Origin of the sequence: Arthrobacter sp. CG_A4, from assembly GCF_035985125.1 — a bacterium.
In the GTDB taxonomy this organism is placed as follows: Bacteria; Actinomycetota; Actinomycetes; order Actinomycetales; family Micrococcaceae; genus Arthrobacter.
Genome location: NZ_JAXCID010000004.1, coordinates 85,697 through 108,742 on the forward strand (window position 1 = coordinate 85,697; position 23,046 = coordinate 108,742).

Annotated in this window: 21 protein-coding genes; 7 read left to right on the plus strand and 14 right to left on the minus strand. The window is 67.5% G+C overall.

Features of this window, described 5'->3' with window-relative positions:
* Positions 1–76: 76 nt before the first annotated feature.
* The 4 genes from RCH07_RS03100 to RCH07_RS03115 all read right to left on the minus strand — a co-directional run bounded on the left by RCH07_RS03100 (position 77) and on the right by RCH07_RS03115 (position 4,849).
* Positions 77–892 carry an MBL fold metallo-hydrolase gene (locus RCH07_RS03100; protein ID WP_326966001.1) on the minus strand — a complete coding sequence of 272 codons (816 nt, stop codon included), beginning with the start codon at positions 890–892 and terminating at the stop codon, positions 77–79.
* A 137-nt stretch (positions 893–1,029) separates the two neighbouring features.
* The gene (locus RCH07_RS03105; protein WP_326966002.1) at positions 1,030–2,502 is read right to left on the minus strand and encodes a dihydrolipoamide acetyltransferase family protein; all 1,473 of its coding nucleotides are present in this window, start codon (positions 2,500–2,502) and stop codon (positions 1,030–1,032) included.
* A gap of 2 nt (positions 2,503–2,504) precedes the next feature.
* Positions 2,505–3,617: an alpha-ketoacid dehydrogenase subunit beta gene (locus RCH07_RS03110; protein ID WP_326966003.1), complete on the minus strand. Its 1,113-nt coding sequence runs from the start codon at positions 3,615–3,617 to the stop codon at positions 2,505–2,507.
* Positions 3,614–4,849, minus strand: coding sequence for a thiamine pyrophosphate-dependent dehydrogenase E1 component subunit alpha (locus RCH07_RS03115; RefSeq protein WP_326966004.1), 1,236 nt, complete (start codon positions 4,847–4,849; stop codon positions 3,614–3,616). Before RCH07_RS03115 ends, RCH07_RS03110 begins: the two co-directional genes overlap by 4 nt.
* 159 nt (positions 4,850–5,008) lie before the next feature.
* Between RCH07_RS03115 and RCH07_RS03120 the strand changes: the two genes are divergently transcribed.
* Positions 5,009–5,473: an Lrp/AsnC family transcriptional regulator gene (locus RCH07_RS03120; protein WP_326966005.1), complete on the plus strand. Its 465-nt coding sequence runs from the start codon at positions 5,009–5,011 to the stop codon at positions 5,471–5,473.
* 63 nt (positions 5,474–5,536) lie between these two features.
* On the opposite strand, the gene galU is transcribed toward RCH07_RS03120, so the two are convergent.
* From galU to paaA, 7 genes are all read right to left on the minus strand, one after another.
* Entirely contained in the window at positions 5,537–6,427 is an 891-nt protein-coding gene (gene galU, locus RCH07_RS03125) for a UTP--glucose-1-phosphate uridylyltransferase GalU (RefSeq protein ID WP_326966006.1), read from the minus strand.
* Positions 6,428–6,524: 97 nt separating this feature from the next.
* Positions 6,525–7,304, minus strand: a complete 780-nt coding sequence (locus RCH07_RS03130; protein WP_326966007.1) for an enoyl-CoA hydratase/isomerase family protein — start codon at positions 7,302–7,304, stop codon at positions 6,525–6,527.
* A 37-nt stretch (positions 7,305–7,341) separates the two neighbouring features.
* Positions 7,342–8,574 (minus strand): 1,2-phenylacetyl-CoA epoxidase subunit PaaE, encoded by a 1,233-nt coding sequence (gene paaE, locus RCH07_RS03135; protein WP_326966008.1) that lies wholly within the window; start codon positions 8,572–8,574, stop codon positions 7,342–7,344.
* A 10-nt stretch (positions 8,575–8,584) separates the two neighbouring features.
* Positions 8,585–9,139, minus strand: a complete 555-nt coding sequence (gene paaD / locus RCH07_RS03140; RefSeq protein WP_326966009.1) for a 1,2-phenylacetyl-CoA epoxidase subunit PaaD — start codon at positions 9,137–9,139, stop codon at positions 8,585–8,587.
* 2 nt (positions 9,140–9,141) lie between these two features.
* Positions 9,142–10,077 (minus strand): 1,2-phenylacetyl-CoA epoxidase subunit PaaC, encoded by a 936-nt coding sequence (paaC, locus tag RCH07_RS03145; protein ID WP_326966010.1) that lies wholly within the window; start codon positions 10,075–10,077, stop codon positions 9,142–9,144.
* Positions 10,074–10,559 (minus strand): 1,2-phenylacetyl-CoA epoxidase subunit PaaB, encoded by a 486-nt coding sequence (gene paaB, locus RCH07_RS03150; protein ID WP_442784764.1) that lies wholly within the window; start codon positions 10,557–10,559, stop codon positions 10,074–10,076. Before paaB ends, paaC begins: the two co-directional genes overlap by 4 nt.
* Positions 10,556–11,587, minus strand: a complete 1,032-nt coding sequence (paaA, locus tag RCH07_RS03155; protein WP_326966012.1) for a 1,2-phenylacetyl-CoA epoxidase subunit PaaA — start codon at positions 11,585–11,587, stop codon at positions 10,556–10,558. The genes paaB and paaA overlap by 4 nt, the downstream gene beginning before the upstream one ends.
* 217 nt (positions 11,588–11,804) lie before the next feature.
* On the opposite strand from paaA, the gene RCH07_RS03160 reads away from it, so the two are divergent.
* The 5 genes from RCH07_RS03160 (at position 11,805) to RCH07_RS03180 (ending at position 17,697) form a co-directional block, all read left to right on the plus strand.
* Entirely contained in the window at positions 11,805–12,926 is a 1,122-nt protein-coding gene (locus tag RCH07_RS03160; RefSeq protein ID WP_326966013.1) for an LCP family protein, read from the plus strand.
* Positions 12,927–12,932: 6 nt separating this feature from the next.
* On the plus strand, positions 12,933–13,526 hold the full coding sequence (locus RCH07_RS03165; RefSeq protein ID WP_326966014.1) for an arsenate reductase/protein-tyrosine-phosphatase family protein: 594 nt from the start codon (positions 12,933–12,935) through the stop codon (positions 13,524–13,526).
* Between the two features lie 52 nt (positions 13,527–13,578).
* A complete protein-coding gene (locus RCH07_RS03170; RefSeq protein ID WP_326966015.1) occupies positions 13,579–14,661 on the plus strand; it encodes an LCP family protein in 1,083 nt (360 codons plus the stop codon).
* 137 nt (positions 14,662–14,798) lie between these two features.
* Positions 14,799–17,063 (plus strand): S9 family peptidase, encoded by a 2,265-nt coding sequence (locus tag RCH07_RS03175; protein ID WP_326966016.1) that lies wholly within the window; start codon positions 14,799–14,801, stop codon positions 17,061–17,063.
* Positions 17,064–17,481: 418 nt separating this feature from the next.
* On the plus strand, positions 17,482–17,697 hold the full coding sequence (locus RCH07_RS03180; RefSeq protein WP_326966052.1) for a helix-turn-helix domain-containing protein: 216 nt from the start codon (positions 17,482–17,484) through the stop codon (positions 17,695–17,697).
* Positions 17,698–18,466: 769 nt separating this feature from the next.
* On the opposite strand, the gene RCH07_RS03185 is transcribed toward RCH07_RS03180, so the two are convergent.
* The gene (locus RCH07_RS03185) at positions 18,467–19,039 is read right to left on the minus strand and encodes a GNAT family N-acetyltransferase (RefSeq protein ID WP_326966017.1); all 573 of its coding nucleotides are present in this window, start codon (positions 19,037–19,039) and stop codon (positions 18,467–18,469) included.
* 60 nt (positions 19,040–19,099) lie between these two features.
* Positions 19,100–20,272 carry an acetate kinase gene (locus RCH07_RS03190; RefSeq protein WP_326966018.1) on the minus strand — a complete coding sequence of 391 codons (1,173 nt, stop codon included), beginning with the start codon at positions 20,270–20,272 and terminating at the stop codon, positions 19,100–19,102.
* A gap of 194 nt (positions 20,273–20,466) precedes the next feature.
* On the opposite strand from RCH07_RS03190, the gene RCH07_RS03195 reads away from it, so the two are divergent.
* The gene (locus tag RCH07_RS03195) at positions 20,467–20,715 is read left to right on the plus strand and encodes a hypothetical protein (RefSeq protein WP_326966019.1); all 249 of its coding nucleotides are present in this window, start codon (positions 20,467–20,469) and stop codon (positions 20,713–20,715) included.
* Between the two features lie 51 nt (positions 20,716–20,766).
* Here RCH07_RS03195 and pta read toward each other — a convergent pair whose 3' ends face one another.
* Complete coding sequence (gene pta / locus RCH07_RS03200; RefSeq protein ID WP_326966020.1) at positions 20,767–22,896, minus strand: phosphate acetyltransferase; 2,130 nt, start codon at positions 22,894–22,896, stop codon at positions 20,767–20,769.
* Positions 22,897–23,046 lie beyond the last annotated feature (150 nt).

Genomic DNA, 23,046 nt, shown 5'->3' on the forward strand with positions numbered 1-23,046 from the left:
TGCATCCTCACGGTCAATGCCGTGCTTGTCTGCGCTCTCTGCCCGGCGCCGCTCTTGCGCAGGGTTCCCGCGGGCCTCAGTGGTGCGTGCGGGTCTCCTGCAGCCGCGTGATGAACCAGCGGGATTGCTCCGGGCCGTACGGCAGGATGGGGATGGCCTTCGTGGCGTCGTCCGGGGTCTCCCGGGTGGCCTGCGTGGCCTGCCGCACGGCCGTGGTCATGGTGTTGGCCATGGTCTTGACGAACTGATCGCTGCAGGGTTCCCCGTGTCCCGGAATCAGGAACTCGTAGCGGTGCCGCAGCGCCGAGAGGTGCCGGAGGGCGTTGGCCCAGTCCTCGGGATACGAGTCCTCGAAGGACGGATGCGAGCCCTGTTCCACCAGGTCGCCGGCGAAGAGGGTGCTGGCCGTCCCCACGAGGAGGTCGCCGTCGGTGTGACCATGGCCCAGATAGAACAGCGTGGCGCTCTGCCCGCCGAGGTCCACCAGGACCGGCTGGTCCTTCACGATCACGTTCGGGACCACCAGTTCGACGCCGGCACCCTCGCCGGCAGCCATCTCCGGTTCCGCCGCGGCCACGAAGCGGCGCTGGCTGTCACCGTTTTCCTCGATTTCTTCCGCGCAGTTCTCATGCGCCCAGAATTCGGTGACGCCGTCGTCGGCGAACACGGCGTTGCCGAAAAAGTGGTCGTAGTGGGCGTGGGTGTTGACGACGACGATCGGCAAGTCAGTCTTTTCACGCACAGCGTCCAGGATTTCCCGTCCCTGCCGGGGCCCGCCGCCGGTGTCGATCACCATGGCACGTTCGGTACCGACCACCAGCCCGGTGTTGAGCAGAAATCCCTGGGTGGTCAGGACATAGTTGTCCGGGCCAACCTCGTGCCATCGTGACATTTAATCTCCGTATTCCGGCACTGTTCCGGCGCCGTTGGTGCGATGTTCTGCCCACGATTGTACCCACCGGAGCTGGCCGGAAGCTGGGCGTCGGCACTGGGCGGGCGGTCTGTCCGCCCGCCCATTCCGTGCCAGGTTCACAAGTCAGCCAGCACGGATCCCGGGTTCTCGATCGCGTCGGCCACGAAGCGAAGGAACCCGCCCGCGGTCCCGCCGTCGCACACGCGGTGGTCGAAGGTGAGCGTCAGCTCGGTGACCTTGCGGACAGCCAACTCGCCGTTGACCACCCAAGGCCTGTCGATGATGCGGCCGACGCCCAGGATGCCCACTTCGGGGTGGTTGATGATCGCGGCGGAGCCGTCGACGCCGAAAACACCGTAATTGTTCAGCGTAAAGGTGCCGCTGCCCAGTTCCGCCGGGCTGGCCTTGCCCTCGCGCACGACGGCGGTGAGCCGGCGGATCTCGGCGTCCAGCTGGCGGGCGCTGAGCTTGTCCGCGTTGCGCACCGACGGCACCATGAGCCCGCGGTCGGTCTGGGCCGCGAAGCCGAGGTTGACGCCGTCAAAGTCCACAATCTCCTGCGTCGCCCCGCCGGCCGCGTCCTCTGTGGTGACGATCCGGGTGTTCAGCTCCGGGAACTTCTTCAACCCGGCAGTGACGAAGCGTGCAATGAAGGCGAGGAGCCCCGGGACGTTGTTCGGGTCCGCTTGTTTCAGCGCGGCGCGCATCTCCACGAGGGCCGTGGCATCGACGTCCACCCACACTGTGGCTTCGGGGATCTCGGACCGGCTGCGCGTCATGTTCGCGGCAACAGCCTTCCGCACACCGCGGAAGACCGTGCGTCCGGAAATCCCCAGCCCGGTGCGGGCATCGGTGTCGACGCTGGTTCCGGGGGACGTTCCAATCACTGCGGTCGGAACCGCCAGATTTACAACAGGCGCAGCCGCCGCACGCTCAACCCCCGGAGCCGGCTTGATGAACGCCTCGACGTCGCGGCGCATGATGAGCCCGCTGGCCCCCGATCCCTGGAGTTCCCCCAAATCAACTCCATGATCGCGCGCCATCCGGCGGACTAGCGGAGAAATAACAGCGCCCAGCCTCCCCGGCACCCGGGTCCGCAGCAGCACGAGGTCATCGGCAGCTTTCTCCGCGGCTGATACCTCGGCAACCGGCTCGGCAACCGCGCGCTTAGGAGCCCGCGTCCGCCGCGCAACGCCATGCCCGCCGGGAGTTCCGTACCCGATCAGGACATTCCCGGACCCGGCCTTCTCCTCCTCCCGGTAGGTCTCGGCAGCAACAGCGGCCAGCGAGTCAGCTACGTCACCCGGAGCATCACCACCGGCGGCCGTCGGTGAAGCGGCGACCCCAACCGGCGTCACCGAGAGCAGCGGCTTGCCGACGTCGAGCGTCTGGCCGGGCTCGCCGTGCAGCACAGCGACGGTGCCGGCGTATGGGGAGGGCACCTCCACCATGGACTTGGCGGTCTCCACCTCGGCGATCGGCTGGTCAACGCTAATCTCGTCTCCCACGGCGACGAGCCAGTGTACGAGTTCGGCTTCGGTCAGTCCTTCGCCAAGGTCCGGGAGGAGGAAGACTTTCGGTTCGCTCATGGTCAGTTCTCCCATTGGAGGTCGTCAACGGCGTCGAGGATGCGGTCCACGCCGGGCAGGTAGTAGTGCTCGAGCTTCGGCGCCGGGTATGGGACATCGAACCCCGTGACGCGGCGGATCGGGGCGGCGAGGTGGTGGAAGCAGCGTTCCTGGACCCGGGCCACGATCTCGGAGGAGACGGATGCGAAGCCGTGCGCCTCGGCGATGACGACGGCGCGGCCGGTCTTGCGGACCGAGGCGCAGACGGTTTCGTCGTCGAACGGCACGATCGAACGGACGTCGATCACTTCGAGCGAGCGGCCTTCCTCGGCGGCCGCGGCGGCGGCGGCGAGCGCCGTCGGGACGGAGGGTCCGTAGGCGATCAGCGTGGCGTCGGTGCCAGGGCGGGCGACGGTGGCCCGGCCCTCGGAAGAGGTGCCGCGTTCGGTGTTCGCGGTGTGTTCGGCGCGGAGCGCGTCCAGGTCCACCTGGTCCTTGGACCAGTAGAGCTTCTTGGGCTCCATGAACATCACGGGATCGTCGGAGTCGATGGCTTCGCGGAGCATCCGGTAGCCATCCGCCACGGTGGCCGGGGTGAAGACCTTCAGGCCGGCGGTGTGGGCGTAGTAGGCCTCGGAGGAGTCACAATGGTGCTCCACTCCCCCGATGCCGCCGGCGTACGGGACACGGATGACCATCGGCAGCTTCACGGCGCCCTTGGTGCGGTTGTGCATCTTGGCCACGTGGCTGACGATCTGCTCGAAGGCCGGGTAGGCGAAGGCGTCGAACTGCATCTCGATGACCGGCCGCATGCCGTTCATGGCCATGCCGACGGCCATACCGACGATGCCGGACTCCGCGAGCGGAGTGTCGAAGCAGCGGCTCATCCCAAAGGTCTTGGTCAGGCCGTCGGTGATCCGGAAAACGCCGCCGAGCATGCCGACGTCCTCGCCGAAAACCAGTACCGAGGGGTCCGCGTGCATGGCATCGGCCATGGCGGTGTTCAGGGCCTTGGCCAGGGTGATGGTCTGTGGGCCGGTCTGCTCGGACCTAGCTGCGGCGGTGGCGGCCGCGCGGGCGGTGGCGGCGCTGACGTTGCCGTTGGCCTCAGACGAGGTGGTGATGGTGGGGCTCATTTCGCGGCCTCTTCCCGGGCGAGTTCGTCGGCGAGCATGGCGGACTGTTCCTTCAGCTGCGGGGTGGGGGTGGAGAAGACGTATTTGAAGAGATCCTGCGGATCGACGGGGACGTCCTCGCTGAGGCCTTCGCGCAGCTGGGTGGCGACGGCTTCGGCCTTGCCGGCGATCACCACGGAGCGGCCGTCGTCGAGCAGACCGCGGTCCGTCAGGTAGGTCTTCATCCGGCTCAGCGGGTCCTTGGCCACCCATTCGGCCACTTCACTGTCCTGGCGGTAGCGCGTGGCGTCGTCGGCGTTGGTATGGGCCTGCATGCGGTAGGTGTGGGCCTCCACCAGCAGCGGTCCCGAGCCTTCGCGGGCCAGCCGGACGGCGCGGCCCAGCACGGCGAGGAGGGCGACGATATCGTTGCCGTCGACCCGTTCGCCGGCCATGCCGTAGCCCACTGCCTTGTGGGCAAGCGACGGCGCGACGGACTGGTGCGCGAGGGGCACCGAGATCGCGTACTGGTTGTTCTGGACGAAGAAGACCACGGGCAGGTGGAAGACGGCCGCGAAGTTCAGGGCCTCGTGAAAGTCGCCTTCGCTGGTGGCTCCGTCGCCGCACATGGCCAGGACAACGGTGTCCTCGCCGCGCAGCTTCGCGGCATGGGCCACGCCGACGCCGTGCAGCAGCTGGGTGGTCAGCGGGGTGCACTGGGTGCCCACCTTGTGCTTGGTGGGGTCGTAGCCGCCGTGCCAGTCTCCGCGGAAGAGCGTCATGGTCTGGACAGGATCCACGCCGCGGGCCATCACGGCCACGGAGTCGCGGTAGGTGGGGAACATCCAGTCGCCCTCGGACAGGCAGAGGGCGGCGGCGACCTGACAGGCCTCCTGACCGTGGCTGGACGGGTAGACAGCCATCCGGCCCTGCCGGACCAACGCGGAGTTCTGGTCATTGACGCGGCGCCCGATGACAAGCTGCTCGTAGGCGGCCATCAGGTCCTCGTCGCCCGGGAGGCTGTACTCGTGGCCGGGCTGTGTGCCCTGCTCGGTGTGCGGGGTTAGGCTGCCGTCGGGGCCCACCATCTGGATCTGGTGGCGGGCGGGCAGCATGTAATCCTCGACCGTGATGCCGAACTTCCGCACGGCCTCGCTGGCGGCGTCATCCGGCGATTGGCCCGGCACTGCCGCCCCGAACGCCGGGTCGTTAGCTGCCGGGTGCTGCGCAGTGTGGTCTGCGGAGATCGTCATTGGTCCGTCTTTCTGTAGCCACTATTCGCTCCCAGTATGGTGCCGGACGATGTTTCGTATCCACCTCTGGGCAGAATCGTGGAGAAGTCCAGAAATCTGGCCTATTCTGGAAGACAAATCGTAAGTGTGAGCTGGATTACCGGCGGGGGTTGTGGACAAATGGCAGAGGCCGAGGCGGACCAGTCGGCGGTGCCGCTGGATGATGTGGACCGGGACATCATCGCGGAGCTGACCCGGGACGGCCGGATGTCCGTGACCCAGGTGGCGGAAAACGTGCACATCTCCCGTGCCCACGCCTATACCCGCATTTCCCGGCTGACCGGCGAGGGTGTCCTCACCAAGTTCACGGCCCTCGTTGACCCCATCAAGGCGGGCTTGAAGTCATCCGCGTATGTGACGCTCAAGGTGCGGCAGCACTCGTGGCGGGAACTGCGAGAGCTTCTGCGCGCCATCCCGGAGGTGCACCACATCGCGCTGGTGGGCGGGGACTTCGATGTCATACTGCTGGTGCGCGCCGTGGACAACATCGATCTGCGGCGGGTGATCTTCGATCAGCTCCAGTCCATGCCGGGCGTGCTGGATACGCAGACCTTCCTTGTTTTTGAGGACGTGGACACGCGCTGAGATGGTGGGGACGAAGGTCCTTGGCCGAATTCCGTGCTCTGACCGAAAGCCAGGAACGCCTGTTCAGCTGACGAAGGCCTTCATCCAGGCCCTGAGTTCCTCGCCGAACTCCACCCGTTCCGAGGCGATCGAGATGACCGCCTTGAGGTAGCTCAGCTTGTCGCCGGTGTCATAGCGGCGGCCCTTGAACACCACCCCGTAGACACCGCCGCCCTCGGACTCGGAGGTGGCCAGGGTCTGCAGCGCGTCCGTGAGCTGGATTTCCCCGCCGCGGCCGGGCAGGGTTTCCTCCAGCACGTCGAACACCGCCGGGTGGAGCACATACCGGCCGATGACGGCCAGGTTCGAGGGCGCATCGGTAACGGCCGGCTTCTCCACCAGGCAGTTGACCCGCACGTGGTCCTCGCCAGTCACCATAGAAACGTCGGCACAGCCGTAGGCGCTGATCTCGGCGGGGTCCACCTCGATGAGGGCGATGACCGAGCCGCCGGTCCGGGACTGTACCTCGATCATGGTGCTGAGGAGTTCGTCGCGTTCGTCAATCAGGTCATCGCCCAACAGGACCGCAAAGGGCTCATCGCCAATGTGCTGCCGGGCGCAGAGGACAGCGTGGCCGAGACCTTTGGGATCGCCCTGACGGACGTAATAGAGCGGCCCCAGGCTGGAGGCGTGCCGGACGGCTTCCAGGCGGTCCAGGTCGCCCTTGAGCTCTAGGGCGCGTTCCAGGCTGGGCTCGCGGTCAAAGTGGTCCTCAAGTGCGCGTTTCTGCCGGCCGGTGATCATCAGCAGATCCGTCAGCCCGGCCCGGACTGCTTCTTCCACCACATATTGAATGGCCGGCTGGTCCACCACCGGCAGCATTTCCTTGGGCATCGCTTTGGTGGCCGGCAGGAAGCGAGTTCCCAGCCCTGCGGCGGGAATGACTGCCTTAGTTACTGATTTCCCCGAAGTCATAACCGAACCTTACAAGCACGCATTAGAAATGAGAATGGCATCAACAAAAGACAAGTACCGAGACAGGGTGGTCTCTATTGGTCCGCCAATATGGCGCTTAGCCCTTAAAAACCGGTTTCCGCTTTTCTTGGAAGGCGCGGAACCCCTCCGCGTAATCCCCCGTCTTGCAGAGCCGGGCCTGCTCGGCGTTCTCCTCTGCCATGGCGTCCCAGAGGCCCAGCCGCTGGTCCCGGATGTGCGCCACGAGTTCCTTGCTGGAGGTGAACGCGCCGGTGGCCCCTGTGGCAGCCTTCGCCACGATGGCGCGGGTGTTAGCCAGGAGTTCAGCCGCGGGCATAGCCCTGCTGAAGAGTCCCTGCGCCACGGCGTCGGCGCCGCTCATGAGCTCGGCAGTGTAGATCAGGTCCAGGGTCCGGTGCATGCCGAGGCGTTCGGTGAAGTACCAGTGCCCGCCGGAATCGAGGGTGGCGCCGAGGTTCGCGAACGGGGAACCGAACTTCGCGTTGTCCGCCACATATACCACGTCGGTGGCCAGCAGGAGTCCCAGCCCCACCCCGAGGCAGGCCCCCTGTGCCGCGGCGAAGGTGGGCGCCGGAAAGGCACTCATTTTCTTCAGCAGCGGCTGCAGCAGCCCGCCCAGGTAGGCCTGGACGTCATCGGTCTCCGGGGTGACACCGGCGATGTCCCGGCCCGCGCAGAAGGCGCGGCCCTCACCGCGGAGCAGCAGCGCCCGCACCTCCCCGCGTGCGGCGGCGTCAGCGGCGTCGTCGTACGCCTGTGCTAAATCCTTGAGGGCCTGCGCGTCGAAGGAGTTCAGCTTGTGGGGTGCGTCGAGAACGACCTCGGCGATGCCGCCGGCGATGGAAAGGGAAATCATGGGGCTCCTACTGGTTCGGGGCGGTTCGGGGCACGGGCTAGACGTCGAAGTCGACCGTGACTTCCGGCGTGGTGGGGTGGGACTGGCACGTCAGCACGTAGCCTTTGTCCAGTTCATCCTGTTCCAGCGCGTAGTTCTCGTCCATCGTGACGGCGCCGGTAACCACCTTGGCGCGGCAGGTTCCGCAGACTCCGCCGGCACAGGCGAAGGGCACGTCGGGGCGGACCCGCAGGGCCGCATTGAGGATCGATTCGCGGGCGTGGGTGGGGCTGGCAACCTCGCCCTGGAGCCCGTCCAGCTTGAAGGTGATCTTGTACGTCGCCTGGGACTCATCGACAATCACGGGACGCCCGGAATTGCCCTCAGGGCGGTCCGGCTTGCCCGAGGTGAACAACTCAAAGCGGACATGCTCCGGCTTGACGCCGCGGGCGGCCAGCGTGTCGCGGCACAGCTGCACAAGCTCGAACGGACCGCAGAGGAACCATTCGTCGATGTCATCGGCGTGGATGGCGGTGCCCAGCAGGGCCTGGAGCTTTTCGGCGTCGATCCGGCCGCTGAGCAGCGGGGCGATCCGCTGTTCGCGGGAGAGCACATGGTGCAGCGCCAGCCGCGCGGGGTACTTGTCCTTGAGGTCCGCGAGTTCCTCGAGGAACATCACGTCCATCGCGGCCTTGTTGGCGTAGACCAGGTCGAAGCGCGTTTCGGGGTGGGCGGCCAGCAGGGTGCGGGCAATGGCGATTACCGGCGTGATGCCGGAGCCGGCGGCGATCGCGACGAAGGAGCCCGGCTCGCCCGCCAGCTCGCCGGCCATCTCCTGCGGATGGTTCATCGAGTTCATCAGGTTCTGGTCTTTGCCGTCGCGGCCGTGCTTGGACACGAACGCGCCCATCGGGCTCATCACGTCCATCACGTCCCCGGCCTTGAGCCCGGCGTTGGCCCAGGTGGAGAACAGCCCGCCGAGGTCCTTCTTGATGGCGACGCGGATCTCGCTGCTGCCGTCCGCGAAGCTTCGCGGTTCGGCGCAGATCGAGTAGCTGCGCCGGATCTCCTTGGGCTCGCCGTTCTCATCCGGCAGCGTGGTGCGCAGGGCGACGTACTGGCCCGGGAGGTAGTCGAACTGTCCGGTGAGCCCGTTCGGTACGCCGAAGGTCACCTCGATCGCATCGTCGGTGAGCCGGCGGACCTCATCCACCGTCAGGGTGTGGAAGGACGCACGACGGCGCCCGGTGGCGGCGGCCGTTTCGGCGGCGGTCTGTCTGACAACAGGCATGGGTGCTTCCTTACAGAACTTTGAAGTAGTCGAACGGTTCCCTGCAGTCCTGGCAGACGTAGAGCGCCTTGCAGGAGGTGGAACCGAAGCGGGTGAGTTCCTTGGTGTTCAACGATGAACACTGCGGGCATTTGACCGCGAGGGACAGCCTGACCGGTCCGGCATGACGCGCTGTTGTGCTGCCCGCGGCGGCGAGGCCGCTGGGCGGGGCGATCCCGTATTCCTGCAGCTTGGCCTTGCCGGATTCGGTCATCCAGTCCGTGGTCCACGCCGGGGAGAGGACCAGCTCCACCCGCACGTGCGGGTACCCTTCGCGCCCGAACGCCGTCGTGAGGTCGTCCCGGATGGCGTCCATCGCGGGGCAGCCGGAGTAGGTGGGCGTGATGGTGACCTGGACGGCGGGTACCTGCCCGCCGTCGTCGAACAGCTGGACGTTCCGGAGGATTCCCAGATCCGCAATGGTGAGGACGGGGATTTCCGGATCGCAGACCGTGGCCGCGATGTCCCAGGCCTTCAGCTCGGCCGTGGTGCGGGCCGTGTCCTGACTTACCTCGGTATCCGGCATGGCTACCAGCTGGCTCCGGGGTACTCGCGGGCGAGCACCTGCATTTCGGCCAGGATGTAGCCGAGGTGTTCGGAGTGCTGCCCCCTGCGTCCGCCGCCGGGGGCGGGCTGGACGTTGGGAACGTCCAGTTCCGCCGCGGCGAGAACCTCTCCGGTGAGGCGGTCGAAGTCCGCCCGCAGGCTGGAAGGTTCGACGGCGGCACCGGACACGCTGAGGCGGGCGGTGAGCCCGTCATCGCGGAACAGTTCATCCACGTAGGGCCAGATGATTTTGAAGGCGTGGATCATCTTCCCGCGGGACTCGTCCGTGCCCTGGGCCAGGCGCAGCACCCACTGGGCGCTGTGGTCTCGGTGGTAGTCCACTTCCTTGACGGCCTTGGCGGCGATCCCGGCCAGGGTGGCGTCGGTGGAGGCGGCCAGCCGGCGGTAGAGCTCAAACTGGTAGTAGCTCACCACGAACTGGCGGGCGATGGTGACGGCAAAGTCGCCGTTCGGGATTTCGAAGATCTCGACCGAGCGGAACTCGGGTTCGCGGCGGAAGTAGGCGAGCTCATCCTCGCTCCGGCCGTCGAGGCCTCCGGCGTAGCTCAGGAAGGACCGGGCGTGGCCCAGTTGGTCCAGAGCGATGTTGCCGAGGGCGATGTCTTCTTCCAGCTCCGGGGCGCGGGAGATCCAGTGACCCAGGCGCTGCGCCAGGATCAGGGCGTCATCGCCCAGGCGCAGGGCAAACTCGGCGGCGTCTTCGCTCGGCTTCGCGGTGCCGCGGCTGACGGCCAGGGCGATGTCCTCGGGGCGGAGGGCGTTGCCGGGCGTGATGCGGGTGGCGCTGGCGGTGGCCTCGCCAATGTTGCCTGCACCGCTGGCGCCGACGGAGATGTCCCCGTGCCCGCCGGTTTCCGCTTCTTCTGCCGTCACCGCAGTCTCAGGTGTGGTGCTCACAGGTGCTTCACGCCTTCGCTCTTGGTGTAATACGTGGCGTGCCGGTAGTCCTTGCCCTGGGGCGACTCGAAGAAGGAGCCCTTGGCGTCGGGATCGCTGGCGGCAATCGCGTCCGCCGGGACAACCCAGATGGATACGCCCTCGTTGCGGCGGGTGTACAGATCGCGGGCGTTGCGCAGGGCCATGGCGGCGTCCGGCGCGTGCAGGGATCCGGCGTGGACGTGCGACAGGCCACGGCTGGAGCGGACGAACACTTCCCAGATGGGCCAGACGTTACCTGCGTGCGAGGTTGGGGAGTCGTTGGGTGGGGCCACGACGACAGGGGTCCCCGGCCGGGCGTGCGAGGTTGGGGAGTCGTTGGCTGGGGCCACGACGACAGGGGTCCCCGGCCGGGGGCCCACGGCCGCAGGGTTCCCTGGGCGAGCTTGCGAGTCTAAGGGGCGGCTGGGGACTTGCGAGGTTGGGGAGTCGTTGAGGATCATGCTGCGGATTCCTTTGCTGCTTGCTCGCGGCTCTGCTTTGCCGCGTACGCGGCGGCCGCTTCGCGCACCCAGGCGCCGTCGGCGTGGGCTTCGCGGCGCCGTTCCAGGCGCTGGGCGTTGCAGGGTCCGCGGCCGGCGAGGACTTCGTGGAATTCATCCCAGTCCAGGGGGCCGTGCTCCCATTTTTTGGTTTCCTCGTTGAAACGGATGTCCTTGTCCGGCAGCGTGAGCTCCAGGACCTTGACCTGCTCCATCATCATGCCGACGAAGCGGTTGCGCAGTTCGTCGTTGCTGAAACGCTTGATGTTCCAGGCCATGGACTGCTTGGAGTTGGGTGAATCGTCATCCGGCGGGCCGAACATCATCAGGGAAGGGGCGTACCAGCGGTTGACCGCGTCCTGGGCCATCTGCTTCTGCTCCGGGGTGCCGTGCGAGAGTTCCAGCAGGATCTCGAAGCCCTGGCGCTGGTGGAAGGATTCTTCCTTGCAGACGCGGACCATGGCACGGCCGTAGGGGCCGAAGGAGGCGCGGCACAGCGGCACCTGGTTGGCGATAGCGGCGCCGTCGACCATCCAGCCGATGGCGCCCATGTCCGCCCAGGTCCGGGCCGGATAGTTGAAGATGGAGGAGTACTTGGCCTTGCCGTCCATCAGGGCCTGCATCATCTCATCGCGCGGCTGGCCCAGGGTCTCGGCAGCGGAGTACAGGTACAGGCCGTGGCCGGCCTCGTCCTGGACCTTCGCCATCAGGATGGCCTTGCGCTTCAGGCTCGGGGCGCGGGAAATCCAGTTCGCCTCCGGCTGCATGCCGATGATCTCCGAGTGCGCGTGCTGCGAGACCTGGCGCAGGAGGGTCTTGCGGTAGGCTGGCGGCATCCAGTCGCGGGGCTCGATCCGCGAGTCATCCGCCATGACTTTGTCAAAGTATGCCTGGCCCTCAGCGTCATGCCGGGCCGCATCTTCGAGGCTCATCTGGTGCCGTGCCGGCGTCGACTCCGGGGGCACTGACTGCAGGGTCTGCGCTGCCATGGTTGCTCCTATGCATATCCAACAAGTAATTACCGACCGTTCGTTCAGGATATGCGGAAGCCGGGAGATGCGTCAAGCACGGCGCCGCCAACGGTCACAGCAAAATTCCAGTTATGCCGGGGTCCAGGGTGGTATCGTCTGGATCACGCCACCCACGGCAGTGAGCTCCCATTTCCGCTGTTCGGCGCCGGGAGCTGCACCGACCCCAAGGATCCGCATGTCGAATCGTTTCGAAGTAGACCGCGAACCTGCACCGGAGCACGGGACCGCACAGGCGCCCGCGCAGCTGGACACTGGGGCCGAGCCGCGCCGCAGGACGCGGTCCAGGCGGGTCCTGCTGGTTGCCGTGCTGATCATGGTCCTGCTGGTGCCCGGCTCCATGGGGGCGTACCTGTTCTCCCTGGCCACCATTTACGATACCCAGACCACCAAAATCGAGGAAGCCTTCCCCCCGGAGGCAGCCCGGGTCCAATCCCCTGCAACGCCCGCCGGTGTACCGAAGCCGATGAACATCCTGGTAATGGGCAGCGACAGCCGCGACAAGGCCGAGCGTAAGGCGTCCGCCAAGGCCGCGGCCGGAGCGTCGTCGGACCAGCGGGCCGATACCCTGATGCTGCTCCACATCCCGTCGGACCGCGACCATATCTACAGCATTTCGCTGATGCGGGACCTGTGGGTGGACATTCCGGGCCGGGGCGAGGCCAAGATCAACGCCGCCCTCGCGTTCGGCGGCGTCCCGCTGATGGTCCAGACGGTGGAATCCCTGCTCCAGCAGCGGATCGACCATGTGGTCAGCCTGGACTTCGCCGGTTTCAAGGGACTCACCGATGCCCTGGGCGGGGTGGAGGTGGACGTCAAGGTCCCTTTCAGCTCGGTCCGCGGCGACAAAACGTACGTCTTCAACAAGGGGCTGAACACGCTGAACGGCGCCCAGGGGCTCGCGTTTGTGCGTGAACGCTATGCGTTCCCCGACGGCGACTATCAGCGGGTCCGCAACCAGCAGAGCTACCTTCGGGCGATCATGGCCAAGACTTTCGACGGCGGCACCCTGGGAAACCCGGTAACGCTCGCCAGGGTACTCCGCGCCGTCTCCCCGTTCCTCAGCGTTGCCCCGGGCCTGGACTCCATCGAGGTGGGCCGCCTGGCCTTCAGCCTCCGGGACCTCCGCAGCCGCGATACCATCTTCTTCACCCTGCCCACCGCCGGCGTCGGAAGGTCCGCGGACGGACAGTCAATCGTCCTGCCGGACGTGGGCGCCATCGAGGAGATCAAGGCAGCGCTCACCGAGGATAGACTCGGAGGCTACGTGGCCGCCAGGAAACTCGGCAGAGGAAATTAGGGGCTTTTGGACTCGTCGTCAACCATTCGTATTCTGACCGTCTGCACCGGAAACATTTGCCGCTCGCCGGTGGCCGAACGTCTCCTTCAGGCCGGGCTGGACCAGATCAGGCCGGACGTTTTCCAGGTGCGGAGCGCCGGCACCCGGGCCATGGTGGGCGACCCGGCCCAACCTATCTCGGCAGACATCATCAGGACCTACGGCGGAAGCTCCGACGGTTTTGCCGCGCGCCAGCTGACCCCGAAGATCCTGCGCGAGGCCGATCTGGTCCTGACCATGGCCGCTACGCACCGCGGGGAAGTCATGCAGATGGATGCCTCCTTGCTGAAGCGGACCTTCACCATCCGCGAGTTTGCCCGGATGATCGAAGCCCTTGAACAGCGGGACGGCGACAGTCCAGCCGCGCCCGACGTCCCCGCTTTCTGGCGGGCCCTCCCGGCCCGGGCGGCCTCCGTCCGGCACCTAGCACTGGCGCAGGACGCGGCCGACAACGACGTGGTGGATCCCTACCGCCGCGGCGAGGAAATATACCACCGGATGGAGGATGAGCTGGCGCCCGCCATCCTCACCATCCTGCGCTTCGCCCGCCGCCACAGCTGATCCCACTTTGCGCCTACCCGCCGTCCGCGCTGTGGGGTGATAGCGTCCGCCCATGGGAACGACGCCGGATTCAGCAGGACCACATTCACCAGCCCCGCGGCCCGGCGGGCCGGTTGGCGAGCGCCGCCGTCGTACCGTGATCGCGGCGGTGGTGGCTGCTTTGCTGCTGATCGCCGTCGCGGCCGCAGCATACATCGCGTCCCGTCCGAAGGCCGAGACCGCAGCTCCGGTCGAGACGTCCGTCCCCGCACCGGCCACGACGCCGGCCGCACCGCCCCCCACGCCGACGCCGACGCCGGATCCCCCCGCCGTCGCTCTCAACATCCTGCTGGTGGGCAGCGACAGCCGCGTGAACGCGCGGGCGGACGCGGCCGCCGGCAATGTCTCTGACCAACGCGGCGACGCGCTGGTCCTCATCCATCTCCCGGCGGACCGGCAGAGCCTCTACGGCATCTCCATCATGCGGGACCTGTGGGTGGACGTCCCGGGGCGCGGCCCGGCCAAGGTCAACGCCGGACTCGAGGAGGGCGGGGTCCCGCTGCAGACCCGGGCGGTGGAGGCCCTGTTCGGCACCCGGATCGACCACACCGTCGTGGTCGATTTCGAGGGCTTTGCCGCCCTGACGGACGCCGTCGGCGGAATCGACGTCGATGTGACGCGGCCGTTCACGGGCACCATTGAGTCCCTGCACTACTTCCCGCCGGGTGTGAACCGGCTCAACGGCGCCCTGGCCCTGGACTTCGTCCGCGAGCGCAAAGCCTTTGCCGACGGCGACTACCAGCGCGTCCGGAACCAGCAGATCTTCCTGAAGTCCGTGCTGGCCAAGGTCGCCTCCGAGGGCGTACTGGCGGACCGCACCACGGCCCGGCAACTGGTCACGACGGTCCTGCCGCACGTCACCGTGGATCCCGGGCTTACCCTGGAAACCCTGGAGCGGCTCGCCTTCAGCCTGCGCACCACCGCTCCCGGCAGCGGCGTGTTCTTCACGCTTCCCACGGCCGGCACCGGCACCAGCCGCGACGGCCAGTCGATCGTCCTGCAGGACCCGGGCGCCACCGCCGCGGTGGCCGCCGCGCTCGCCTCGGGCACACTTGGCGACTATGTGGCGGCCAACAACCTGCAGAACGGGAACTGAGGCCCGGCGGTCCCAGCCGCGGAACGGGGCGCGGCGGTCGGCGGTCCCGGCCGCGGGCCTGCCGCGGAACCCCGCGCCGGCGCGCCTGCCGCGGAACGGGAACCGTGCGCCCGCGCGCCTGCCGGTAGATTGGGTCCATGACCCAGATTCCCGCGCAGCCTTCCCTGCACTCTTCCGCGCAGCCTCCCGCCCAGCCGCCCGTACAGCCGCCCGTGGCCAAAAAGATTCCCACCATCCGCGCGCACCACGGCGACTCGTTCGAGGACAACTACGAGTGGCTGCGCAACAAGGAATCGGCGGAAGTGGTGGACCTGCTCACGGCCGAAAACGCCTACCAGGAGGCGGTGACCGCCCATCAGGAGCCGCTGCGCGAGGCCATCTTCCAGGAAATCAAGGGCCGCACCCAGGAGACGGACCTCTCCGTCCCCAACCGCAAGGACGGCTGGTGGTACTACACCCGCTCGGTGGAGGGCCAGGAATACGGCATCCAGTGCCGCCTCCGCGCCCGGGACACCGGGGACCGCGTGGCGGACTGGACGCCCCCCGCCGTCGACACCGGCGTCGACTCCGGCGTCGCAATTCCGGGTGAGGAAATCCTGCTGGACGGGAACGTCGAGGCAGCGGGCAAGCCATTCTTCGCCATCGGCGGCGGCGCCGTGACCATCGACGGGACGCTCTACGCCTACGCCGTGGACAACGCCGGAGACGAGCGGTTCACGCTGCGTATCAAGGATACGCGCACAGGCGAACTGCTGCCGGACGTGATCGAGAACGTCTTCTACGGCATCTCCTTCTCCCCCGACGGCAGCCGGATCTTCTACACCGTGGTGGACGATTCCTGGCGCCCGTACCAGGTGAAATCCCACGTGCTGGGCACCCCGGTCAGCGCGGACGAGGTCATCTATCAGGAGGACGACGTCGCCATGTGGCTAGGCTTCGAGCTCTCCGCCGACCGGCGCCACCTGGTCCTGGGCATCGGCTGCTCGGAGTTCAGCGAGACCCGACTGCTGCGTTTCGACGCGCCCGACGCCGGGCTGAGCACTGTGATCTCCCGGGCGGAACGCATCCTCTACGAGGCCGAGCCGTTCCTGCTTGATGACGGCTCCGGAACCCCCAAAGAACGCATCCTGCTAAGCCACAACAAGGACGCCATCAACTCCATGGTCTCGCTGGTGGACCCGGCCGAGCTCACCAGGCCGCTGGCCGAGCAGCACTGGACCACCGTCGTCGAGCACTCCGACGAGGTGCGGGTCAACGGCGCCGGCGTCACGTCCACGCATCTGGTGGTCTCTGTGCGCAAGGACACGATCGAACGCGTCCAGTTCCTGCCGCTGGCCGGACTCGGCACCTCTTTGCAGGCCGCCGCCGTGGAACCGGCGTTCGACGAGGAGCTCTACACCGCGGGCGTCGCCGGATCCGACTACGGGGCCCCCGTGATCCGGATGGGCTACACCTCCTACTTCACGCCGTCGCGGGTGTACGACTTTGTGCTGCCGACGGCGGAGCAGCCTGCCGGCGAACTGCTGCTGCGCAAGGAAAGCCCCGTGCTGGGCGGCTACTCGCCGTCGGACTACGTGGCCACCCGCGAATGGGCCGTGGCCGCGGACGGGACCCGGATCCCGCTGTCCGTGCTGCGGCATGCCTCGGTGGTGCGCGACTCGGCGTCGGCGGGCCTGGTATACGGCTACGGCTCCTACGAGCTCAGCATGGATCCGGGCTTCGGTATCCCCCGGCTGTCCCTGCTGGACCGGGGCATCGTGTTCGTGATCGCCCATATCCGCGGCGGCGGCGAGCTCGGCCGGCACTGGTATGACACCGGAAAGAAGCTGCACAAGAAGAACACCTTCACGGACTTCATCGCGGCCACCGACTGGCTGGCGCAGTCCGGCTGGGTGGACCCGGCGCGGATCGCGGCGATGGGCGGTTCCGCCGGCGGCCTGCTGATGGGCGTCGTCGCCAACCTCGCGCCCGAGAAGTACGCGGCGATTGTCGCGGCCGTCCCGTTCGTGGATGCCCTGACCACCATCCTGGATCCCGAGCTGCCGCTCTCTGCGCTGGAGTGGGAGGAATGGGGCAACCCCATCACCGACCCGGAGGTCTACGCATACATGAAGTCCTACACCCCGTACGAAAACGTTCGCGAGGTGGCCTACCCCAGGATTGCCGCGGTGACCTCGTTGAATGACACGCGGGTCCTCTACGTGGAGCCCGCCAAATGGGTGCAGCAGCTGCGCGAACTGAATACCGGCAGCGAGCCAATAGTGATGAAAATCGAGATGGAAGGCGGCCACGGCGGCGCCTCCGGCCGGTACGTGCAGTGGAAGGAACGGGCCTGGGACTACGCCTTCGTCGCCGACTCCCTGGGCGCGACGGAGCTGCTGCCGGGGGCCGGGGTCAAGTAGGGCGCAAGTAGGGCGCCTCCTCGATCGATTGCTCCACAACCGCCCTTTTGGACCCTCATTAGGGCCGATACGGAGCAATCGATGGTCCCCGCTGGTTCGCCCCGCGCCCGGGAACGGGTGGATCGCCGGTTCACCCGTTCGCCGCAGATGGCCGCTATGAGCGCTCCATGGCGGCCATTCTTGGCGAATCATTGACATCGTGGCCGCATCACCGGTCTCCATGGCCCGAAGGATCTGTCCATGCCCAACCATCAACCCCACCGCTGAGCATGCTCCGTGGCGGGCGGGCGGGCGGGCGGGTTCCGCGGCAACCAAATGCGCCATTACGTATTCGTAATCACGCTGGTAAGATTACGAAAGGGTAGTCAGACCGCGGCTATTACGAATAGCTCATCAGGAGGGTCTTTTGCACGGCGTGATGAACTCTATGTCCGATCTGGGCCTGATGGTCTACGGCATCCGCCACCGCATTGGGCTGTCCCAACGCGAACTGGCCAGCCGGCTCGGCGTTAGCCAGCGCTACCTCTCTGAACTTGAGACCGGCAAGCCCAAGGTCCTCAACGACCAGTTCTTCGGCGTCATGGAGAAGCTCGGCATCGAGCTCGGCTTCCGGGAAGGCAAGGACCGTGCCTGAGGCCCAGGATGTTTACCTCTACGGAACGGTCATCGGCCGCATGATCCGGGCCGGCCCGACCACCGTCGCCTTCCAATCCTCCGACGACGGCAGCCGCCGTCGGAGAGCGGGTGGCCCGGTACTTTGGCCATGGCACCCGCAACCTGCTGGACGGTAAAGCCGCCGGCGTCGGCGGCGCCCACCCGTCACTGGTCGCACTTGGTCCTGTTCCGGACGCATCCCGTGGCTAATCGTCCGGGGAGAGCTGGCCTGGTGCCGTCTGCGTGCGCTCATTCGCCCAAAATGGCCGCCATGGCACCTCCCATAGCGGCCATCTTTGGCGAATCGTTGAGTCCAATGAGGGCTGCCGGGACGCCCATCCGTCCTTGCGGATGATGTGGACGACTCCCGCTGCCCGCCTCCACAAAGCCCCGCCACTGAGCATGCTCAGTGGCGGCGGGGTCGCTGCGAGCGTCCCTGCTCCCCGGGTGACGACGCCCCTGCCCAGTTATTCGGTGCCCGAACCGGGCTGGGCGATCGACTGCTCCGTAACGGACCTTGTGAGGGCTCAAAAGGGCCGCTACGGAGCAACCGATGGGCCGGGCCGGTGCGGTGCGTGCGGGAACAAGTGGGCGGGAGCGTCATGCCGGAGCCCAGGGGATGGCCAACCCCAGGAACAGGTAGCCGCCGCCGCTGGGCTGGTCGCCGGGTGAGCACGCCCGTTCGCCAAAGATGGCCGGAATGCCCCCCGATCCGGCCATCTTTGCCGAACCGCTGGGCTGCCGGGCCGCTAATCAGGCTGCCGGGACCTCCATTCCCCCGCGAGGAGTGCGTAGACCACTTCGGTGGCCCACCGGCCCTTGTAATGCCACTTGTCCACCTGGTTGGACTCTTGCCGCATGCCGAGGCGTTCGCACAGAGCCGCGGAGGCGGTATTCAGCGCGTCGAGCTTGGCGTTGATCCGGTGGAAGCCCAGCTCCTCGAACCCAAGCTTCAGCAGGGCCCCGGCCGCTTCGGTGCCGATGCCCCGCCCGCGCGCTGCCGGGGCAAGACTCCAGCCGATCTCGCCCTGTCCGGGGCCGGGCAGCCATTTAAGCACCACCTCGCCGAGCAGCCCAGGGGCATCCGCGGCCTCGATGGCCAGGCAGACCCAGTCACCCTCCTTCTCGAAGACGAAGTTGGCGTACTTGCCCACGGACTCCATGGACTTGGTGTAGCTCTTCGCCTCTCCCGGCAGGAAGCGGGCGGTCTCCGGCAGCGAATGGTAGGCGTGGAAAGTGTCCAGGTCCGCGGCCTCGAAACGGCGCAGGACCAGCCGCTCGGTGCGAAGGGGGAGCGGCGGGAAGGGCTTGGATTCCGTCATGGCCCCAACGCTACCCATCGACTGCTCCGTAGACGCCCTTTTGAGCCGTCAAAAGGGCGGTTACGGAGCAATCGACGGGTGATTCACGACGGCGGCCGTCGCCTCGGCGATCGCGCGTTCCTCGTCAGTGGGCACCACGAGCACGGGGATGGCCGACGACGGGCCGGACACCACCCGGGGTTCCTTGGACCGCTCACGGTTCAGCCCGGCGTCGAGCTGCACGCCCAGGGCGCCCAGCCGCTCCGCCACGAGGGTGCGGAACTGGTGCGAGTTCTCGCCGATCCCGGCGGTGAACACGAGTGCCTTCGCCCCGCCGACAGCCACGTGGTAGCCGCCGATGTACTTCGCGAGCCGGTAGGAGGCCACGGCCAGGGCCATGCCCGCCTTGGCGTCGCCGGCCTCCGCGGCCTCCACCACCGAGCGCATGTCGTTGTTCCCGGCGAGGCCCTTGAGTCCGGACCGGCGGTTGAGCATCGAATCAAGGTCCTCCGGTGACCAGCCTGCCCGGCCGAGGAAGACGAGGATGGACGGGTCCAGATCGCCCGAGCGGGTGCCCATGACCAGGCCCTCCAGCGGGGTGAAGCCCATCGAGGTGTCCACGGATTCCCCACCGCGGATTGCCGTGACGGAGGCACCGTTGCCCAGGTGGGCGATGACGGCGTCGAACTCCGCCAACGGAATATCCAGCAGGGCCGCGGCCCGGTGTGCGACGTACTCGTGCGAGGTGCCGTGGAAGCCGTAGCGGCGGATCCCGTGGTTGGCGTAGAGCTCGTCCGGGATCGCGTAGCGCCAGGCATACTCGGGCAGCGTGCGGTGGAAGGCGGTGTCGAAGACGGCCACTTGCGGCAGTTCCGGCCACTTCTTCGCGATCGCGCGCAGGCCCAGCACGGCGGCCGGGTTGTGCAGCGGCGCCAGCGGGTTCAGCCGCTCGATCGCGCGGATGATCTCGTTGTTGACCAGCACCGGCTCGGCGAAGCGCTCCCCGCCGTGCACCACACGATGCCCGACGGCGTCGAGGGCGCGCCCTCCCAGCGCCGCGTGGATGGCTTCGTCGATCTGTTCCAATGCCTCCGCATGGTCCCGCGGGCCCTCGATTTCACCGTCGCGGCCGCCGCCGCCGCTTCCCGTCCCGATCTTCTCGACCAGCCCTTCGGCGAGCACGCTGCCGGCCTCGACGTCGCGGACCTGGTACTTGAGCGAGGACGAGCCTGAGTTGATAACGAGCACGAGCATGGGGCCTCCTACGCCTTGGCTTCTGCGCTGACCCCTGAGGGTGCGTCGGGACTGGAATCACGCCGGAGCCTGGCGGAGCGCTCCCTGGGAACCACTATAAATAGTCGGGCCGACAAGGCCGCTAATCCGTTGCGAAAGCCGCGGCGGGCGCATAGAGTCAGCGGACCAGCTGGACAACTCACATAGGGATTTCCATGACAGACAACGCAACGCAGCCAGAGGGCACCGAGCCGGCCAGCGGGTCCGGGAAGCCGGATCCCACCGGCGTCGAGGGCGCCAACCCGGCCTTGGACGACACCGGGGACCTCAAGGCTGCCGAGACCGGAGAGGCCGCCGAGGCCCCCGCGAATCTGGAGGACCTGGATCTCACACCGGAGGGCCTAGCCGATGAGCCCGCCCAGCAGGAAGATCCCGAGAGCCCGGCGAAGCCGGAAAACAGCTGACCGGAAAACGGCTGACTAGGCATGGGCAGCCGCGGACTGGGCGGCGGCTGACTATGCATGGGCCGCCGCAGGCGCCGGCTCGGTGCCAGGCGCCGGCTCGGCGGCGGGCTCGGTGGACTGGGCCTGGATCGCGGTGATGGCCACGGTGTTCACGATGTCCTCCACGGTGCAGCCGCGGGAGAGGTCGTTCACCGGTTTGCGCAGCCCTTGCAGCACGGGCCCGACGGCCACCGCACCGGAGGACTGCTGGACCGCCTTGTAGGTGTTGTTGCCGGTGTTCAGGTCCGGGAAGATGAACACCGTCGCCTGCCCGGCCACGGAGGAGCCCGGCATCTTGGACTCGGCGATCGCGGCGTCGACGGCGGCGTCGTACTGGATGGGGCCTTCCACCGCCAGGTCCGGGCGCCGGTGCCGCACCAGCTCGGTTGCCTGGCGGACCGCGTCCACGGCCTGCCCGGCGCCTGAGCCGCCGGTGGAGTAGGAGAGCATCGCGACCCGCGGCTCGACGCCGAACTGGGCGGCGGTTTCCGCCGAGGCCAGCGCAATGTCCGCGAGCTGCTCCACATTGGGCTCAGGATTCACCGCGCAGTCGCCGTAGACCAGCACCCGGTCCGGCATGAGCATCAGGAACACCGAGGAGACGATCTTGGCGCCCTCGCGGGTCTTGACGAATTCCAGCGCCGGCCGGATGGTGTGGGCCGTGGTGTGCGCGGCGCCGGAGACCATGCCGTCCACCACCCCCAGCTGGACCATCATGGTGCCGAAGTAGCTCTCGTCCTGCATGACCTCGAGAGCCTTGGCCAGGTCCACGCCCTTGTGTGCCCGTAGCTCCGCGTACTTTTGGGCAAAGCCCTGCCGCAGCTCCGAGGTGGCCGGGTCCACGATCCTGATGCCGTTGAGGTCGATGCCCTGCGTGGCTGCGAGTTCGCGGACATCGGCCTCGCGGCCCAGCACGGTGAGTTCGCAGACGTCCCGGCGGTGCAGGATCTCGGCGGCGCGCAGGATCCGCACGTCCGTGCCCTCCGGCAGGACGATGTGCCGGCGGTCGGACCTGGCCCGCTCGATCAGCTCGTGCAGGAAACGCAGCGGCGTCATCCGCTCCGGCAGCGGCAGATGCAGGCGTTCCAGCAGCTCCGCCTCGTCCACCCGCTTGGCCCACAGGCCCAGGGCGGAAGCCACCTTCCGGCGGTGCCCGGACCAGATCTCGCTGCGAACCTCGGAGACCCGCTTGGCGGTGATGTAGGTGTCCTCCGGGGCGGCGAAGATCGGGAACGGCGCCTGTGCCAGCAGGGAATAGATGGTGGGATCCGGGGCCAGGCCGCCGGTCAGGATCAGCGCGGACGGAACCGGGAATTCAGGCGAGAACGACGAGGCGAGGCACGCCACCAGCACGTCGGCCCGGTCGCCCGGAACGATCACCAGGGCGCCGTCGTCGAGCACATGCAGGAAGTTGGCCACATTCATGGCAGCCACCTTGACCGAGTGCACATCGCGCTCCAGGTCCGGCAGCCCGGCCACCTGGCCGATGCCCAGGGCGGCGGCCACTTCGCCGGTGGTGGGCCGGGCGATCGCCTCCAGCTCCGGCAGAACGTACACGGGGCGGCCGGAGGCGCCGGGCCGGACCGCCGCAGCGATCGCCGCCAGATCGTCCGGATCAACGCGGTTGACCATGATGGCCAGCAGCGTGCAGCGCTCGGCGAGCAGTTCCTTGCGGGCCACCTCGACGGCGTCGGCGGTCTCCGCGACGGTGCGGCCCTTCGCGCCGACGACGGCGACCACCGGGGCGGCAAGGTTGTTCGCCAGCCGGGCATTGAGATCGAATTCGACGGCGGCATCCTGGCCGGTCAGATCGGTCCCCTCCACGATCACCACGTCGCAGTGCCGGGCCATCTCCGCGAAGATCTCCACACAGCGGGAGTCGACCTCCCCGCGTTTTCCCTCAGCAAGCAGGCTGCGGACTTCGGCGAAGGTCAGGCCGCCGCGGCAGCGGTCATCGTCCAGGTCGAAGCGGGCCTTCATCAGCGCCACCATCGGATCCGAGGAGACGTCATGGCCGTTGACCACCGGTTTGAAGAAGCCGATCCGGTCCGCATGCCGGTGCAGGGTGTCCGCCAGGCCCAGGGCTATGAGTGACTTGCCGGAGCCCGGTGTAGTCGCGCTGACGTAGATTCCTTTGGCCATGACCCGCCCTTTGCTGTGAAGTGGTGCTGCTTCACTCCCAGCCTACTTTCTCTTCCGGAGCAGCCCGCTTCCGGCGTGGTTTTCGCCCGCTTTTCGGCTGTTTTCCGGCGGCTTCCCCGGGTCCGGGCGCAGCTTCATCAGCCCACCGGC